This window comes from Pseudolysinimonas sp. 10J20-29 (assembly GCF_055809595.1).
On the sequence record NZ_CM147917.1, the window covers coordinates 2,282,834 to 2,297,218 of the forward strand.

Genomic DNA, 14,385 nt, shown 5'->3' on the forward strand with positions numbered 1-14,385 from the left:
TTGAGGTGTCACGGGGGTCATTCGGTGCGAAGTGCGTCGATGGGGGCGAGGCGGGCGGCCCGGGTCGCCGGGTAGACCCCGAACACCAGGCCGATCGCGAGGGAGACGCCGATCGCCATCACGACGGCGGTGGGCGACAGCACGATCGAGCTGCCGATCACTCCCGGGAGGGTGATCGTGGCGAGCGCGCCGAGTCCGGCGCCGAGCACGCCGCCGGTGAGGCCGAGGATGCCGGCCTCCACCAGGAACTGGCGTCGGATCGCCCACGGCGGAGCGCCAAGTGCCTTGCGCAGACCGATCTCGCGGGTGCGCTCGGTCACCGACACGAGCTGGATGTTCATCACCCCGATGCCGCCGACCAGCAGCGACAGCGCCGCGATGCCGGTGAGCAGAATCGTCAGGGTCTGGTAGATCGCCGTCGCCGTGCTGACGAGCGCGTCCTGGCTCGACAGGTCGAAGTCCGCGTCGTCGGCCGAGGTGATGCCGTGCAGGTTGAGCAGGATCGTCTCGGCCTCCTGGTACGCGGCCGACAGCTGCTCGGCCGACTCGGCCTGCAGGTAGATCGTCGTCAGTGCGGTCGCGGTCGGTCCGCCCGACAGCACATCGGAGGCGGTCGACAGCGGCACGATCGCCATGTCGTCGAGGTTGGTCGAGCTGTCGGAGCCCGCGGATTCCAGCACGCCGATGACCTCGAAGGAGGTGCCGTCGATCTCGACCGTCTGGCCCACCACGTTGGTGGTGCCGAACAGCTCGTCGGCGGTCTCCGAGCCGAGCACGACCACGTTCGCGGTGGCGGCCACGTCTTCATCGGTGAGGAACTCGCCGACGGCCAGCTCGCGGGAGCGCACCTCGAGCCACGACTCGGTCGTGCCCGTCACGGTCGTCGTCCAGTTGGTGTCGTTGGCCTCGAGCGAGAACGAGCTCGCCTTCTCGGCGGCGACACCCGCGATGTCGGGGGCGCTGATCTCGGAGTCGAGCGCTTCGGCGTCGGAGGCGGTGAGGGTCGTGGCGGTTCCGAAGCCGCCCCGGGCGCCCGCGGCGTCGGTGGAGGATCCGGGCGAGACGATCAGCAGGTTGCTGCCGAGCGAGCTGATCGACTCGCTGACGTCCTTCTGCGTTCCGAGGCCCAGGCCCACGGTGAGGATGACCGCGGCGATGCCGATGAGGATGCCGAGCACGGTGAGCATCGAGCGCAGCAGGTGCGCGCGCACCGCCGACCACGCGGTCGAGAGGGTTTCGCTCCAGTTCATGCGGCGACCTCCACATCCGACTGGATGAGTCCGTCGCGCACCCGCACCACACGGCGCGAACGCTCGGCGACCTCTTCCTCGTGGGTGATCAGCACGATCGTGCGACCCGCCTCGTGCAGCTCGTCGAACAGCGAGAGCACGTCCTCGGTCGAGACCGAGTCGAGGTTTCCGGTCGGCTCATCGGCGAGGATCATCGTCGGCTCGCCGACGAGCGCCCGCGCGACGGCGACGCGCTGCTGCTGGCCGCCCGAGAGCTCACCGGGCTTGTTGTTCAGCCGCGAGCCGAGACCGACGCGTTCCAGCGCCCGCTCGGCGCGCTCGCGCCGCTCATCCCGGTCGACGCCGGCGTAGACGAGCGGCAGCTCGACGTTGCGCCAGGCCGACAGCGACGGCAGCAGGTTGAAGCCCTGGAACACGAAGCCGATCTCGCGGTTGCGGATGCGTGCCAGGTCGGCCTCGTCGAGGTCGCGCACGTCGGTTCCCGCCAGGCGGTAGGAGCCCGCGGTGAGGGTGTCGAGGCATCCGAGGATGTTCATCAGCGTCGACTTGCCCGAGCCGGAGGGGCCCATGATCGCGAGGTACTCGCCGCGTTCGATCGTGAGATCGATGCCGCGCAGCGCCTCGAACTCGACCGTGCCGGTGCGGTACATCTTGCGCACCTGGTCGAGGCTGATGACGGGACCCGAGGTGTCGTGGACGGCCGCGCTCACTGGCCCGGTGCCTGTCCGCCGAAGTCGGGACGCTCGCCCGCCGTGCCGGTGCCGCCGGCGCCTGGTCCGACGTCGCCGGTGACGCCCTCGGCGGTGCCGGCGTTGCCCTCGCCCGGGGTGAAGGTCGCGACAAGCACCTCGTCGCCTTCCGCGATCCCGGAGATGATCTCGGTGAGGCTGCCGACCGTCTCGCCGACCTCCACCGGGGTGACGACCTGCTCGCCGTCCGCCGTGATCACCGTGACGGTGCTCGTCTCGCCGTCGGTGGTGACCGCGGCGCTCGCGACGGTCAGCACGTCGGTGCGTCGCTCGTAGATGATCTCCGCCGTCACCGAGATGCCGTCGAAGAGGCCCTCGGCGGTGCCGGTGACGTCGATGCTGACCGGGTACGCGGCGGCACCCGTGTCGGTCGAGGGCAGCATGCCGACCTCGCTCACGACACCGAAGAACGCGACGCCGTCGTCGGTCGCGAGCTCGACCTGGTCGCCGACCTCGATGAGCGTGACGTCGGCCTCGCCGACGGTCACGTCGACCGCCCAGGCATCCGTTCCGACGATGGTGAACGCCGCGGTCGTCCCGCCGCCCGCGGCGGAGCCCACCGCGTCGCCGACCTCGACCCCGACGGAGGTGATGACGCCCGCCGCCGGAGCGGTGAGCGTCGCGTCATCGACCGCGTCTTCGGCATCCTCAACCGCCGCTTCGGCGACCTCGACCGCGGCCGCGTTCGCCGCGATCTGCGCCAGATCGGCGGTGCTTCCGTCGCTCTCGTCGTAGCTGTCGGAGAGCTTCGCCTCCGCGCTCGCCAGATCGGCCTTCGCCTGCAGCAGCGCCGCGTCGAGGCTGATCGTGTCGACGGTGGCGAGGGTGTCACCCTCCTCCACGATGTCGCCCTCCTCGACGGAGACCTTGGTGACCGTGCCCGAGACCGCGAACGAGACCTCTTCGTTGACGAGCGGCGTGAGGGTGCCCGAGGTGGAGATGCTCTTGTCGAGGGTCTCGAGGCTGGCGATGGCCGTGGTCGTGATCGTCTCGTCGCTCGAGGACGCGGTCGCGGGGACCACCAGCGTCACGACGACGATGGCGGTTGCGGCGAGCGCGGCACCGGCGGCTGCGCCGATGACGATCCACCGGCGCCGGCGAAGGTGCGCAAAGGCACTGCGGAAGTTCATGATCTCCTCTCGACCGCGCAGACTGCGCGGGATGCATGACCCGAAAAGTACGGTCGGGGTCTATGCGAGATCGTTCGGCTTCCTGAGAAACAGCCGTGAGCGGGGGTTGTGGGGTTTCGATACGTCGCTTCGCGACTACTCAACCCGCTCAGGTTCCCGCCGGTCGAGTAGGGCGCGAAGCGCCCGTATCGAGACCAGCGCCCGCGCGGCGACGCGGTTTCGATACGGCCTGCGGCCTACTCAACCCACTGACCTTGCCGGTCGAGTAGGGCGCGCAGCGCCCGTATCGAGACCAGCGCCCGCACGGCGACGCGGTTTCGATACGGCGCGGAGCGCCTACTCAACCCGCTGCAACTGTGCCGGTCGAGTAGCCGACGCCGTCGGCGTATCGAGACCCCGCTAGTTGAGGAGGAACTGCTTGGTCTCGGCCGACTCGGCCTCGCCGAGCTTCACGGTGAGGTGGTAGCTGGCACCGCCGGCGATGACCTCGGGCCGCGAGCCCGAGCAGGTGTCCGTCGACGACCGGGTGCGGTCCCACCCGAACGGCGTCGTGGCGAGCGTCTGCGAGGGCTCCAGCGCGATGACCGACTCGGTCGGATCCTCCTGGCAGTCCGCCGAGCTCCAGATCTGCTCGCTGCCGCTCGTGATCACGTACTCCTGCGCGCCGGTGCCGACGTCGAAGCTACATGCCGCGGTGCCGACGTTCTCGATCTCCATGGAGAGCATCGGCTGCTCGGAGTTGCCGTAGCTGGATGCGTCGGTGATCGCCGTCAGCCGCACCATCAACGGGTCGCACGCCGCGATCTCGCTCGGGTCAGCCGACGGGTCGGCGGTCGCCGCATCCGTGGCCGCGGGCGCACTCGTGTCGGTCGGAGCCGGGCTGCTGGCGGGCTCCCCCGCGCCCGGGCGGACGAAGATCAGCACGATCACGACGATGACGGCGAGCAGGCCGAGTCCGAGGACCACGCGCCGTCGCCAGTACACCGAGGGCGGCTGCGGGCCGACCGGATGACGGAGCGTCGACATGCGGACAGGTTAACGCCGTCGCCGCGGCCACTCCGTCTGCCGCGCGGGTCTGCCCGAAACCGAGGTGACGAGCTGGTCGGCGAGTTCCGCCTCGACCATGAGCGCGAACTCGCGAAGGCTCGCGACGTCGATCGTCTCGATGTCGCGCGGCGTGACGTCGAAGACGCACAGTGCGCCGATCGGCTCGCCCGAGGGCGCCCGCACCGGGTAGCCGGCGTAGAACCGAAGTCCCGGGCTCCCCGTCACATACGCGTTGGTCGCGAACCGGGCGTCGTGCGACGCGTCGGGCACGATGAGCGGATCTCCGCCGTCGCCGATCAGGCGGTAGCAGAACGAGTCGTCGAGGGAGTGCGCGGCCAGGGTGGGACCGATGAGGGACTTGTACCACTGGCGCCCCACTCCGACCACGGTGAAGGCGGCATGCGACGTGCGGAAGACCGATCGGGCCGCGCGGACGATGCGGTCGAAGCGCTCTTCGGGCTCGGTGCCCGCGATCCCGATCTGCTCCAGGGCGCGACTGCGCTGCGAGGGATCCTGACGGTGGGCGCTCGGCGGCGTCGCGCCGAGCACTTCGTAGGCCACGCCGGCGGCCATCACCTCCGCCCAGAACGCGTACCGCGCCGAGTCGCCGTAGACGTTCTCAATGTCGCCCGGCGTCTGGGGCAGGTCGACGAATGTCACGCCGCGTCGCCGCGCGCACTCGGCGCGCGTGAGCTCGTTCAGCTGACGGGCTCGCCGCTGCAGGACGCGCGCGACCGGACCTGCGAATGCGGGAATCGCCTGAAGCGGCTGGATGCCGGTCACGAGGACCTGCGAATCGGCGCAGCGACGCCGTTCGATCTCGTCGAGCGCGCGGGCGAGGCCGCGGAGCCATTCCCGGCGCGAGGTCAGCGCCAGGACGTCGTTGACGCCGAGCACCAGGCCGATGATCGTGTAGACATCCAGCGATCGCGCCTGCAGCACGCCGGTGGCGTCGCGCATCCGCATGTCGGGGTCGACGGCTCCGGTGGCGGTGACCCCGCCGCGCCGACGCTGCGCGATCGCGCGACAGAGCGCGCCCACGAGGCTCAGGTCGTGGGTCAGGACTCCCCAGCCGGTCGCGGCACCCGAGCCCACCACCAGCACCTCGACCGCGTCCGGGCCCGGCGTATGCGACCGCGCGGTATCGCGCGGCCTTGGCACGTCAACGAGTTCCTGGGCGCGCCATGCCGCCCAGGCGCGCACCGGCGCCCGCAGCGCGGTCCATGGATCGGTCTTCACGGCAATTCATCCCCCTGGTGGTCGACGATCCCGAACCGCCCCTCGCGATCTCGACCCCCTGCTTGTTCGATTTTATGCGGGAGGCCCGAAAGGGATGCTCGACTTCGAGTGCCGCTCGCGACGCCGACCGTGATGCGTCATCCAGGCACCCGGCGAGCAGGAACGCTGAGCACCCGAGCTTGCGCCGCACCCGCGAGCGCGTCGACGAACAGTGCCGCACAGCACAGCACACCGCGGCCGCGGCGGTCCGCGGAACTACGCGCGAACGAGCGCGACGAGCGCGGGGAAGAGCGGATGCCCGTCGCCGATGCCGGTGACGCTCTCGACGAACGCTTCCGCCGTCTCGCCGCCGGCGGCGACGGTCGCGAGACGCGCGGCGAGCTCGACCGCCTGCGGGTCGTCGTCGGAGCGGAAGGCCAGGGCAGCTCCGACGGCGCGAATCAGCGCCTCAGGCTGCGTTCCGGACTCGGCGATCTCCGCCGCGGGGCGGATGAAGCGTTCGTGCCGCGAGAGCTTGCGCAGCGGTTCACGGCCGACCCGCCACACCGTGTCGGGCAGGTTCGGGTTGGTGAAGCGCACGACGTTCTTGTCGACGTAGGCGGCCTGCACCTCGGCATCCACCCCGTGCTTGGCGACGATGAGTGCCGCGGTTTCGGCGAGCACGGCGCGCACCTCGGCCTCGACGGCGGGCAACGCGATCGCCTCGGCGATCGTCTCGGCCCCCGCCTGCGCGCCGTGATAGGCGATCGTGGCGTGGCCGGTGTTGACGGTGAAGAGCTTGCGCTCGATGTACGGCCCGAGCTCGTCGACGAAGGTGGCGCCGGGGATGTCGAGGTCGGCCCCCGCCAGCGGCGGCTGCTCGATGACCCACTCGCAGTACGCCTCGACGGTGACGTCGAGACCCTGGCCCTCGGGCTGTCCGGGCACGATGCGGTCCACGGCCGTGTTGGCGAAGACCGCGCGGCCGTCGAGTGCGACGTCCGGGCGGGCCGCGACGATCTCCTCGCGCAGCCGATCGGTCGCGTTGATGGCGTTCTCGCACGCCATCACGACAAGCGGTGGGGCGTCGTCGGCGCGGCGCGCGATGCCCTCGGCGATCGCGGGAGCGACGAAGCGCAGGATGTTGGGGCCGACGGCGGTGGTGACGACCGTCGCGCGCGAGATCTCATCGAACAGCGCCTCGGCATCCGCGCCGCTGTCGATGCCCGAGACGCCGGAGACGTCGTGGTCGCGCGCTCCCGGTCCGACCTCGAGCACCCGATACGCGCCTGCGGCGTTGATGCTCGCGATGAGTTCGCTGGCGACGTCGGCGAAGACCAGCCGGAAGCCGGCCTCGTGGAGCAGCAGCCCCACGAAGCCGCGACCGATGTTGCCGGCCCCGAAGTGGACGGCTGTCCCCGCCGACTCGCTGGTCACGCGTTGACCTCAGAGAGGATGTCCATCACCTCGGCGGGTGACGCCGCGTTCTCCAGCGCCGCCACCTCGTCCTCGTCCGAGAACACGATCGCGATGCGACCGAGGATGTCGAGGTGCTCGTTGCCCTTGCCCGCCACGCCGACGACGAACCGGACGGGGTTTCCGTCCCAGTCGATCGGCTCGGCGTAGCGCACGAACGAGAGCGCGGACTCGAGGATCTCGTCCTTCGCCTCGTTGGTGCCGTGGGGGATGGCGAGGAGGTTCCCCATGTACGTCGACACTGTCTTCTCGCGTTCGATCATCGCGGGCAGGTAGGCGGCGCTGACCGCGCCGACTCCCGCGAGGATCTCGTGCGCCTCCCGGATCGCCTCAAGCTTGGTGGTGGCCTTGCCGTCGGTGCGAATCTGGTCGATCGACAGGATCTGACGTGACATGGGGAACCTTTCTCGGTGTGCCTAGCTCGAAACCGGCTTGTTGCTGAGCATCTCAGCAACTTCGTCGTACTTCGGGCTGTTCATGAAGTTGTCAACCGAGACGTGCACGGCCGACGGGTTGACGTGCTTCGCACGGTCGGTGAGTTCTGCCTGCGTGATGATCAGATCCTCCGTGCCGTCGAGGTTCGCGATCGCCTTGTTGGTGACCGTGACATCGGTGACGCCAGCCTTCTTGAGCTTCTGACGCAGAACCGAGGCGCCCATGGCGCTCGATCCCATGCCAGCGTCGCATGCGAACACGACGTTGTGAACCCCGCCCTCGTGCTTGGCGACGAGGCCGCCCAGCACCGCGGAGGACTTGCCCTTGTTGGCTTCCGTCTGCGCGACGGCCGCGCCGAACGCGGCAGCCTCAGCTTCCTGGTTGGCGAGGTCGCGCTTGCGGCTCGCCAGCAGGATCAGCATCGCCACCACGAAGGTGACGCTCGCCGACAGGATGACCGAGAGGATCACGCCGACATAGCTGCCGGGCTCCGTCTGGATCAGCACCGCGAAGATCGATCCGGGCGATGCCGGAGCACGCAGACCGGAGTCGAAGATCACGTTGGTGAGGACGCCCGTGGCGCCACCGGCGATCATCGCGAGGATGAGGACCGGCTTGGCCAGCACGTACGGGAAGTACACCTCGTGGATGCCACCGAGGAACTGGATGACCAGCGCACCCGGAGCGGTCGCACGCGCGGCGCCGACACCGAACAGGGTGATCGCGATCAGCAGACCGGCACCCGGGCCGGGGTTCGCCTCGACGAGGAAGAGCAGGCTCTTGCCCGCCTCGGTGACCTGCTCGGTTCCGATCGGCGTGAACACACCGTGGTTGATGGCGTTGTTCAGGAACAGCACCTTCGCCGGCTCGACGATGATCGAGGCGAGCGGGATGAGTCCGGTGTCGATCAGCCAGCCGACCGCGTTGCCGAGCACGTCGGCGATCCACTGCACGACCGGAGCCATCCAGAAGAACGCGGCGAGCGCGAGGCCGAAGCCGAGGATGCCGGACGAGAAGTTGTCGATCAGCATCTCGAAGCCGGCCTTGACCTTGCCGTCCCACAGCTTCTCGAGCTGCTTCAGGATGTAGGCCGCGAGCGGACCGGTGATCATCGCACCAAGGAACATCGGGGTTCCCCAGGCGCCGATGATGACACCCATCGCCACGACCGCACCGATCACTCCACCGCGGTGGCCGTAGACCATCTTTCCGCCGGTGAATGCGATCAGGAGGGGAAGCAGGAAGAGAATCATCGGTCCGACGAGACCCTCATAGGTGACGCCGTCGAACTCGCCACCACCGATGATGGGCGAGCCTTCCCAGCGCCAGGCCTCGACGGGACTCTGGTTGCCGACCCATCCGGTGGGGATGAAGAAGGCGGTGATGAGGCCCCACGAGATGAAGGCCGCGATGTTGGGCATGATCATGCCCGAGAGGAACGTGCCGAATCGCTGCACGCGCACTCGTGCACCGCCGCCCGTGGCGGCCGGTGCGGCTGACGTCGTTGTCATGGTGGTGTCTCTCCTTGTGTTGTGTGGTGGCTATGGTGCAGGGGGTCCGACTAGGCCGTCGGCACAATCGTGGCGGCGGCACGGGCCGCTGCAGCGCTCGGAGCGGCAAGCGCCGCCTCCGCGAGGCGCCGCGCATCTTCGGGAGTGCGCAGCGCGAGTTCCGCACGCACCTCGGCGAGGGCGGCGGGGGTCATCGACAGGCTCGTGACACCGAGCCCGACCAGGACGACGGCGAGCTGCGGATCGGCAGCGGCCTCGCCGCAGACGCCCACCGGGCGGCCGGCGGCGATGCCCGCGTCGGCGAGCATCTTCACGAGCCGAAGCACCGCGGGGTGCCACGGGTCCTGGTAATGCGCGACGCTGCCGAGCATCCGGTCGGCGGCCATCGTGTACTGGGTCAGGTCGTTGGTGCCGATGCTGACGAAGTCGCACTCGGCGAGCACCGAGTCGGCCTGCAGCGCGAGCGACGGAACCTCGGCCATGACGCCCACGGTCTTGAGCCCGATCTCGCGCGCGAGGGTGACGAAGTACTCGGTCTCCTCGGCGTCGGCGACCATCGGCGCCATCACCCAGAGGTCGGCGGGCTCGCCGTCGGCGGCGACCGCGGCCTCAGCGTTGACGAGCGCCGTGAGCTGGTCGCGCAGGATCTCCTCGTGCTCGCGCAGGGCGCGCAGGCCGCGCAGGCCGAGGGCGGGATTCTCCTCGTTGTCAGCGGTGAGATACGGCAGCGGCTTGTCGGCGCCCGCATCCAGGCAGCGCACGACGACCTTCTTGCCGCGGAAGTGGCTGAGCATGTCGCGGTACTGCTCGGTCTGGGTCTCGACGCTCGGCCGTTCGGTCGAGTCGAGGAAGAGGAACTCGGTGCGGAACAGCCCGACACCCTCGGCGCCCAGCTCGACCGCCGCGGCGGCGTCCTTCGACGAGCCGAGGTTCGCCAGCAGCGGCACGGCCGTTCCATCGGCGAGCGCACCGGGCGTGATCGGCGCGGTCGCGATGGCCGCGAGCTCGCGAATGCGGATCGCCGCGGTGTCGAGCGTCTCCGGGTCCGGCTCGACCGTGACGGTGCCGGCTCCCGCGTCGAGCACGACCTGCTGGCCGTCCGTGAGAGCCTCGGCGCCGGCGACGCCGACGATCGCGGGGATCGAACGCGCGCGGGCGAGGATCGCGGTGTGCGAGGTCGGTCCGCCCTCACGCGTGATGAGGCCGAGCACGATGTCGAGATCGAGCAGCACGGTGTCGGCGGGGGCCAGGTCCTCGGCCACGAGGATGTAGGGAGTCGTCGACTCGGGAACGCCCGGGGCGGCGACGCCGCGCAGGCGCGCGATGATCCGCTGGGCGACGTCGCCGAGGTCGGCGGCGCGCTCGCCCAGGTAGCCGCCGAGGCCGATGAGCATCTGCTTGAACTCGTCGAAGGCCTCGTAGACGGCGCGCTCGGCGTTGGTTCCGCTCTCGATGCGCGCCACGACGAGGTCGCGCAGCGCGGGGTCCTTCGCCATCAGGGCCTGCGCCTCGAGCACGTCGCGCGCGTCGCCGCCCGCGACGGAGCCGCGGAACACGAGGTCTTCGGCCACCTGGGCGACGGCGGCATCGACGGCGGCGATCGCGTCGGCGGCATCGCCTTCGAGCGGGTCCGCGGTCGGCGCCTCGAGCGGGGCGGCCATGCGCAGGACGGGGCCGACAGCCACGCGCCGGCCAATGCCGATGCCGTGAAGTTCTGGCATGGATGACTCCTTCATCGATCCGGGCGGTGGGGGCCTTTCCGGCGACATTACACGGATTACTCGACTCAAACAAACAATTCCAAAAAGAAAAGCAGAAAATCAAACTTTTGTTTGTGTTGGGACGGGCGTCGTGAGAAAGTGAACGCGATGTATGCACCGGAGCGGCACCAGGCGATCCTCGAACTCGCGCAGAGTCGGGGACGCGTTGACGTGCGCGACCTCGCGGAGCAGCTCCAGGTGACGCCGGAGACCATTCGCCGCGACCTCACCAGCCTCGAACGGCGCGGACTCGTGCGCCGTGCGCACGGCGGCGCCGTTCCCATCGAGCGCGCGAGCCTGAGCCACACGGTGCCCGAGCGCGAGACCGTTCAGGCCGCCGAGAAGACGGCGATCGCGTACGCGGCACTCGCCGAGGTTCCCGACTCCGGATCGATCCTCATCGACGCCGGCACGACCACCATCCGCCTCGCCGAGATCCTGCCGCGGGATCGTCGACTGACCGTCGTGACGCACTCGCTGCCGGTCGCGATGGCCCTCACCGATCGCCGCGACGTCGAACTCCACTTCCTCGGCGGGATGCTGCGCGGCGACTCGCTCTCCGCCGTCGGAACCTGGACCCACCAGATGATCGGCATGGTCGCCGTCAACGTCGCCTTCCTGAGCGTCAACGGCATCACGCCCGAACGCGGTCTCACCACGAGCAACCTCGCCGAATCGGCCGTCAAGTCGGCGATGATCCGCGCCGCGCGGCGCACCGTCGTGCTCGCCGACCACCGCAAGTTCGGACGCGAGGAGTTCAGCCGCATCGCCCCGCTCGCGGCCGTCGACACGATCATCACCGACGAGGGCGTCAACCTCGAACTCGTCGCCGAGGTCGAGGCCGCCGGCACCGACGTCATCCGTGCGGCCCTGCAGGCCGAATCCCGTACCGCCTAGTTCCGATTCGCAAGGAGAACCCATGTCAGAAGCGCAGCGCACCGTCGAGTTCGGCTCCAGCGTCGGCCTGCACGCCCGCCCCGCCTCCGCGCTCGCGAAGGCCGCCGGCGAGAGCGGTCACACGATCACGCTCACCACGCCCGCCGGCAAGAAGGCGAACGCGGCGAGCATCCTGACCCTCCTGGCGATGGGCGTGAACCACGGCGACGAGGTCACGATCACCGTCGAGGGCGACGACGCCGAGGCGGTCGCCGAGAGCTTCGCCGCGCTCGTCGCGAGCGAGCTCGACGCCGACTAGCCCGCGTCGACCCGTCGCCCAGCGGGTTGAGTAGCCGCTACGCGGCGTATCGAAACCCCCCAGCGGGTTGAGTAGCCGCCACGCGGCGTATCGAAACCCCGCAGCGGGCCGAGTAGCCGCACCGCGGCGTATCGAAACCGCGCCCCCAGCGGGTCGAGTGCCGCGCAGCGGCGTATCGAAACCCAGGCCCTACAGCCGCTTGAGCATCCGCGTGTTGCCCAGAGTGTTCGGCTTCACCCGCGCCAGGTCGAGGAACTCCGCGACGCCCTCATCGGGCGAGCGCACCAGCTCGGCGTAGACATCCGGTGACACGATCCCCTCCGAGATCGCCTCGAAGCCGTGCCGCCCGAAGAACTCGGTCTCGAAGGTCAGGCAGAACAGGCGTGAGAGGCCGAGCTCCCGCGCATCCGCCTCCAGCTGGTGCAGCAGCGCATGCCCGACCCGGCGGTGCCGCCACGCGTCGTCGACGGCGAGCGTGCGCACCTCACCCAGGTCCTCCCACATGACGTGCAGGGCGCCGCAGCCGACCAGTTGGCCGTCGACTTCGGCGACGCGGAACTCCTGCACCGCCTCGTAGAACACGACTCGATCCTTGCCGAGCAGGATCCGCTTCTCCACCAGCGGCGCGATCAGGGCGTCGATCGCGGGCACATCGGCCGTTCGCGCGCGTCGCACCAGCATGTCGTTCACAACGCCCGACTCTACTGCGCCGCGGAGTTCACCCGCTCGCGACGGACTCCGCCGGGAGCTCGAACCAGAGCAGCTCCTCGAAGTCGTCGCCGAGACTCTCGCGGGTGGCCCGCGCCGGCTCGCCGGGCAGACTCTCGAACAGCTCCCGCGCTTCGGCGATGTGCTCGGCGAGCACCGACACCGGCGCGCGGTCGACGTTGTGCGGATAGCGCAGCACGCCCTGCTCGTCGTAGCGGAGCATCGAGAGGCGCAGCGGCGGTTCGACCGCACCGTCGCGGTGCCGCCACAGCCCCGTCGCGGCATCGAAGCGGTAGCGCGGCAGGAGCTTGTGCCCGTGGTCGGCGACCAGGGTGATCGCCTCGACGATGTAGCGGAACACCTCCTCCTCGAGGAAGTAGTTGAAGTTCACGCGCACCCAGCCGGGTTTGATGCCTTCGCATCCGCGGGCGATCTCGCGCTCGAACGCGTGCGAGCGCTCCAGGTCGATGCCCAGCAGGCGATGCCCGTACGGTCCCGCGCAGGAGCATCCGCCTCGGCTCTGGATGCCGAACAGGTCATTCAGGATCGCGACGACCGCATTGTGGTGCAGGTAGCGTCCGTCGGGCCGGCGCACCACGAACGACACGATCGAGAGGCGTTCGGCGGTCGGGGAGCCGAGCACCTGGATCTGCGGATGCCGCTGCCACACCGAGATCGCCCGACTGAGGAAGTCGCGCTCGCGCGCGGCGATCACGTCCACGCCGACCTCGCGCTTGAGCCCGAAGACGAGCCCGGCGCGGATCGACTCGAGGATCGCGGGGGTGCCGGCCTCCTCGCGGTGGGTGGCGTCATCCAGGTAGCGGTGGCCCTCCGGGTTCACGTACATGACGGTGCCGCCGCCGACCACGGTCGGCACGCTGTTGGTCAGCAGGCGGCGGCTCACAATCAGCACCCCGGGCGTGCCCGGGCCGCCGATGAACTTGTGCGGCGAGAGGAAGATCGCGTCCTTGCGAGCGGCCGGATCGCCGTCGCGCGGGTTCATCTCGATGTCGAACGTACGGGGCGGCGGCCGCGAAGTCCCAGAACGCGAGCGCGCCGTGCGCGTGCAGCAGGCGCGTGATCGTGTGCGTCTCGGTGAGCACCCCGGTCACGTTGCTCGCCGCGCTGAACGAGCCGATCTTCAGCGGCCGGTCGGCGAAGCGCTCCAGCTCGGCGGTGAGGTGATCGAGGTCGACGTGGCCGTCGGCATCCTCGTGGATCGTCACGACGTCGGCGATCGACTCGCGCCACGGCAGCTCGTTGGAGTGGTGCTCGAAGGGGCCGACGAAGACGACCGGGCGCTCGTGCGCGGGGATCAGCTCGCGCATCCCGTACCTCGCGTCGAGGTCGGCAGGCAGGCGCAGCTCGAGGATGCCGATGAGCTTGTCGATGGCGCCGGTGCAGCCGCTGCCCGCGAAGATGACGGCGGTGTCCTCGTCGCCGCCGACGGCCGCGTGGATCTCGGCGCGCGCATCCTCACGCAGGCGCGTGGTCTGCAGGCCGGTGCCGCTCGACTCGGTGTGGGTGTTGGCGTAGCGCGGCATCACCTCGTCGCGGATGAAGTCCTCGATGAAGCCAAGGCTGCGGCCGCTCGCCGTGTAGTCGGCGTAGGTCACGCGGCGGGGGCCGAACGGCCCGTGCATGAGCTGGTCATCGCCGATGACGGACTCGCGGATGCGCGCCAGAATCGGCGGATCCGGCAACCCCGGATCCGGCGCAGGAATCGAACACGCCTCCACCCCCACAAGCTACCCCCTGCCGTGGTGCCGCGGGGATGCATCCCGCGCGCTGGGGAGTATCGCGCGCGGCACGCGGTGGGCGCGCGGGTCACGCGGCGCGGGGCCTCGGGGTGCGGGTGCGGCGGGTGCGCGTGGCTGGCGGGGATGCATCCCCGGCGCAACCGAGT

At 69.9% G+C, this 14,385-nt stretch carries 15 protein-coding genes; 3 read left to right on the forward strand and 12 right to left on the reverse strand.

What is annotated here, in order from left to right:
* Nucleotides 1-17: 17 nt before the first annotated feature.
* From AC0L6Y_RS11020 to ptsP, 9 genes are all read right to left on the reverse strand, one after another.
* Complete coding sequence (locus AC0L6Y_RS11020; RefSeq protein WP_473552286.1) at nt 18-1,250, reverse strand: ABC transporter permease; 1,233 nt, start codon at nt 1,248-1,250, stop codon at nt 18-20.
* Nucleotides 1,247-1,900: an ABC transporter ATP-binding protein gene (locus tag AC0L6Y_RS11025; RefSeq protein ID WP_473558474.1), complete on the reverse strand. Its 654-nt coding sequence runs from the start codon at nt 1,898-1,900 to the stop codon at nt 1,247-1,249. The genes AC0L6Y_RS11020 and AC0L6Y_RS11025 overlap by 4 nt, the downstream gene beginning before the upstream one ends.
* Nucleotides 1,901-1,956: 56 nt before the next feature.
* Entirely contained in the window at nt 1,957-3,129 is a 1,173-nt protein-coding gene (locus AC0L6Y_RS11030) for an efflux RND transporter periplasmic adaptor subunit (protein ID WP_473552288.1), read from the reverse strand.
* Between the two features lie 399 nt (nt 3,130-3,528).
* Nucleotides 3,529-4,155: a hypothetical protein gene (locus AC0L6Y_RS11035; protein WP_473552290.1), complete on the reverse strand. Its 627-nt coding sequence runs from the start codon at nt 4,153-4,155 to the stop codon at nt 3,529-3,531.
* A 9-nt stretch (nt 4,156-4,164) separates the two neighbouring features.
* Entirely contained in the window at nt 4,165-5,415 is a 1,251-nt protein-coding gene (locus AC0L6Y_RS11040) for a GAF domain-containing protein (RefSeq protein ID WP_473552291.1), read from the reverse strand.
* 255 nt (nt 5,416-5,670) lie between these two features.
* The gene (locus AC0L6Y_RS11045) at nt 5,671-6,831 is read right to left on the reverse strand and encodes a mannitol-1-phosphate 5-dehydrogenase (protein WP_473552293.1); all 1,161 of its coding nucleotides are present in this window, start codon (nt 6,829-6,831) and stop codon (nt 5,671-5,673) included.
* Nucleotides 6,828-7,265, reverse strand: a complete 438-nt coding sequence (locus AC0L6Y_RS11050) for a PTS mannitol transporter subunit IIA (RefSeq protein ID WP_473552296.1) — start codon at nt 7,263-7,265, stop codon at nt 6,828-6,830. Before AC0L6Y_RS11050 ends, AC0L6Y_RS11045 begins: the two co-directional genes overlap by 4 nt.
* A 21-nt stretch (nt 7,266-7,286) precedes the next feature.
* Nucleotides 7,287-8,816 (reverse strand): PTS mannitol transporter subunit IIBC, encoded by a 1,530-nt coding sequence (locus tag AC0L6Y_RS11055; RefSeq protein WP_473552298.1) that lies wholly within the window; start codon nt 8,814-8,816, stop codon nt 7,287-7,289.
* Between the two features lie 50 nt (nt 8,817-8,866).
* Complete coding sequence (gene ptsP / locus AC0L6Y_RS11060) at nt 8,867-10,537, reverse strand: phosphoenolpyruvate--protein phosphotransferase (RefSeq protein WP_473552300.1); 1,671 nt, start codon at nt 10,535-10,537, stop codon at nt 8,867-8,869.
* Between ptsP and AC0L6Y_RS11065 the strand changes: the two genes are divergently transcribed.
* From AC0L6Y_RS11065 to AC0L6Y_RS11075, 3 genes are read left to right on the forward strand one after another with little or no spacing between them, the layout of a single operon-like run.
* A complete protein-coding gene (locus tag AC0L6Y_RS11065; protein WP_473552301.1) occupies nt 10,536-10,679 on the forward strand; it encodes a hypothetical protein in 144 nt (47 codons plus the stop codon). The genes ptsP and AC0L6Y_RS11065 overlap by 2 nt on opposite strands.
* 5 nt (nt 10,680-10,684) lie before the next feature.
* Nucleotides 10,685-11,473: a DeoR/GlpR family DNA-binding transcription regulator gene (locus AC0L6Y_RS11070; RefSeq protein WP_473552303.1), complete on the forward strand. Its 789-nt coding sequence runs from the start codon at nt 10,685-10,687 to the stop codon at nt 11,471-11,473.
* Nucleotides 11,474-11,495: 22 nt separating this feature from the next.
* Complete coding sequence (locus AC0L6Y_RS11075; RefSeq protein WP_473552306.1) at nt 11,496-11,771, forward strand: HPr family phosphocarrier protein; 276 nt, start codon at nt 11,496-11,498, stop codon at nt 11,769-11,771.
* Nucleotides 11,772-11,960: 189 nt separating this feature from the next.
* On the opposite strand, the gene AC0L6Y_RS11080 is transcribed toward AC0L6Y_RS11075, so the two are convergent.
* The 3 genes from AC0L6Y_RS11080 to AC0L6Y_RS11090 are packed head-to-tail and all read right to left on the reverse strand — an operon-like array spanning nt 11,961 to nt 14,182.
* Nucleotides 11,961-12,452 (reverse strand): amino-acid N-acetyltransferase, encoded by a 492-nt coding sequence (locus tag AC0L6Y_RS11080; protein WP_473558482.1) that lies wholly within the window; start codon nt 12,450-12,452, stop codon nt 11,961-11,963.
* A gap of 37 nt (nt 12,453-12,489) precedes the next feature.
* Nucleotides 12,490-13,392: an aminotransferase class V-fold PLP-dependent enzyme gene (locus AC0L6Y_RS11085; protein ID WP_473558488.1), complete on the reverse strand. Its 903-nt coding sequence runs from the start codon at nt 13,390-13,392 to the stop codon at nt 12,490-12,492.
* Entirely contained in the window at nt 13,289-14,182 is an 894-nt protein-coding gene (locus AC0L6Y_RS11090) for an aminotransferase class V-fold PLP-dependent enzyme (RefSeq protein ID WP_473552309.1), read from the reverse strand. The genes AC0L6Y_RS11085 and AC0L6Y_RS11090 overlap by 104 nt, the downstream gene beginning before the upstream one ends.
* Between the last annotated feature and the right edge of the window lie 203 nt (nt 14,183-14,385).

What these genes read in the sequence shown, in the direction of transcription:
- AC0L6Y_RS11020 (WP_473552286.1), bottom strand. Translation starts at nt 1,250, where the DNA reads ATGAACTGGAGCGAAACCCTCTCGACCGCGTGGTCGGCGGTGCGCGCG.
- AC0L6Y_RS11055 (WP_473552298.1), bottom strand. Translation starts at nt 8,816, where the DNA reads ATGACAACGACGTCAGCCGCACCGGCCGCCACGGGCGGCGGTGCACGA.
- AC0L6Y_RS11080 (WP_473558482.1), bottom strand. Translation starts at nt 12,452, where the DNA reads ATGCTGGTGCGACGCGCGCGAACGGCCGATGTGCCCGCGATCGACGCC.
- AC0L6Y_RS11075 (WP_473552306.1), top strand. Translation starts at nt 11,496, where the DNA reads ATGTCAGAAGCGCAGCGCACCGTCGAGTTCGGCTCCAGCGTCGGCCTG.
- AC0L6Y_RS11035 (WP_473552290.1), bottom strand. Translation starts at nt 4,155, where the DNA reads ATGTCGACGCTCCGTCATCCGGTCGGCCCGCAGCCGCCCTCGGTGTAC.
- AC0L6Y_RS11025 (WP_473558474.1), bottom strand. Translation starts at nt 1,900, where the DNA reads ATGTACCGCACCGGCACGGTCGAGTTCGAGGCGCTGCGCGGCATCGAT.
- AC0L6Y_RS11070 (WP_473552303.1), top strand. Translation starts at nt 10,685, where the DNA reads ATGTATGCACCGGAGCGGCACCAGGCGATCCTCGAACTCGCGCAGAGT.
- ptsP (WP_473552300.1), bottom strand. Translation starts at nt 10,537, where the DNA reads ATGCCAGAACTTCACGGCATCGGCATTGGCCGGCGCGTGGCTGTCGGC.
- AC0L6Y_RS11065 (WP_473552301.1), top strand. Translation starts at nt 10,536, where the DNA reads ATGGATGACTCCTTCATCGATCCGGGCGGTGGGGGCCTTTCCGGCGAC.
- AC0L6Y_RS11030 (WP_473552288.1), bottom strand. Translation starts at nt 3,129, where the DNA reads ATGAACTTCCGCAGTGCCTTTGCGCACCTTCGCCGGCGCCGGTGGATC.
- AC0L6Y_RS11050 (WP_473552296.1), bottom strand. Translation starts at nt 7,265, where the DNA reads ATGTCACGTCAGATCCTGTCGATCGACCAGATTCGCACCGACGGCAAG.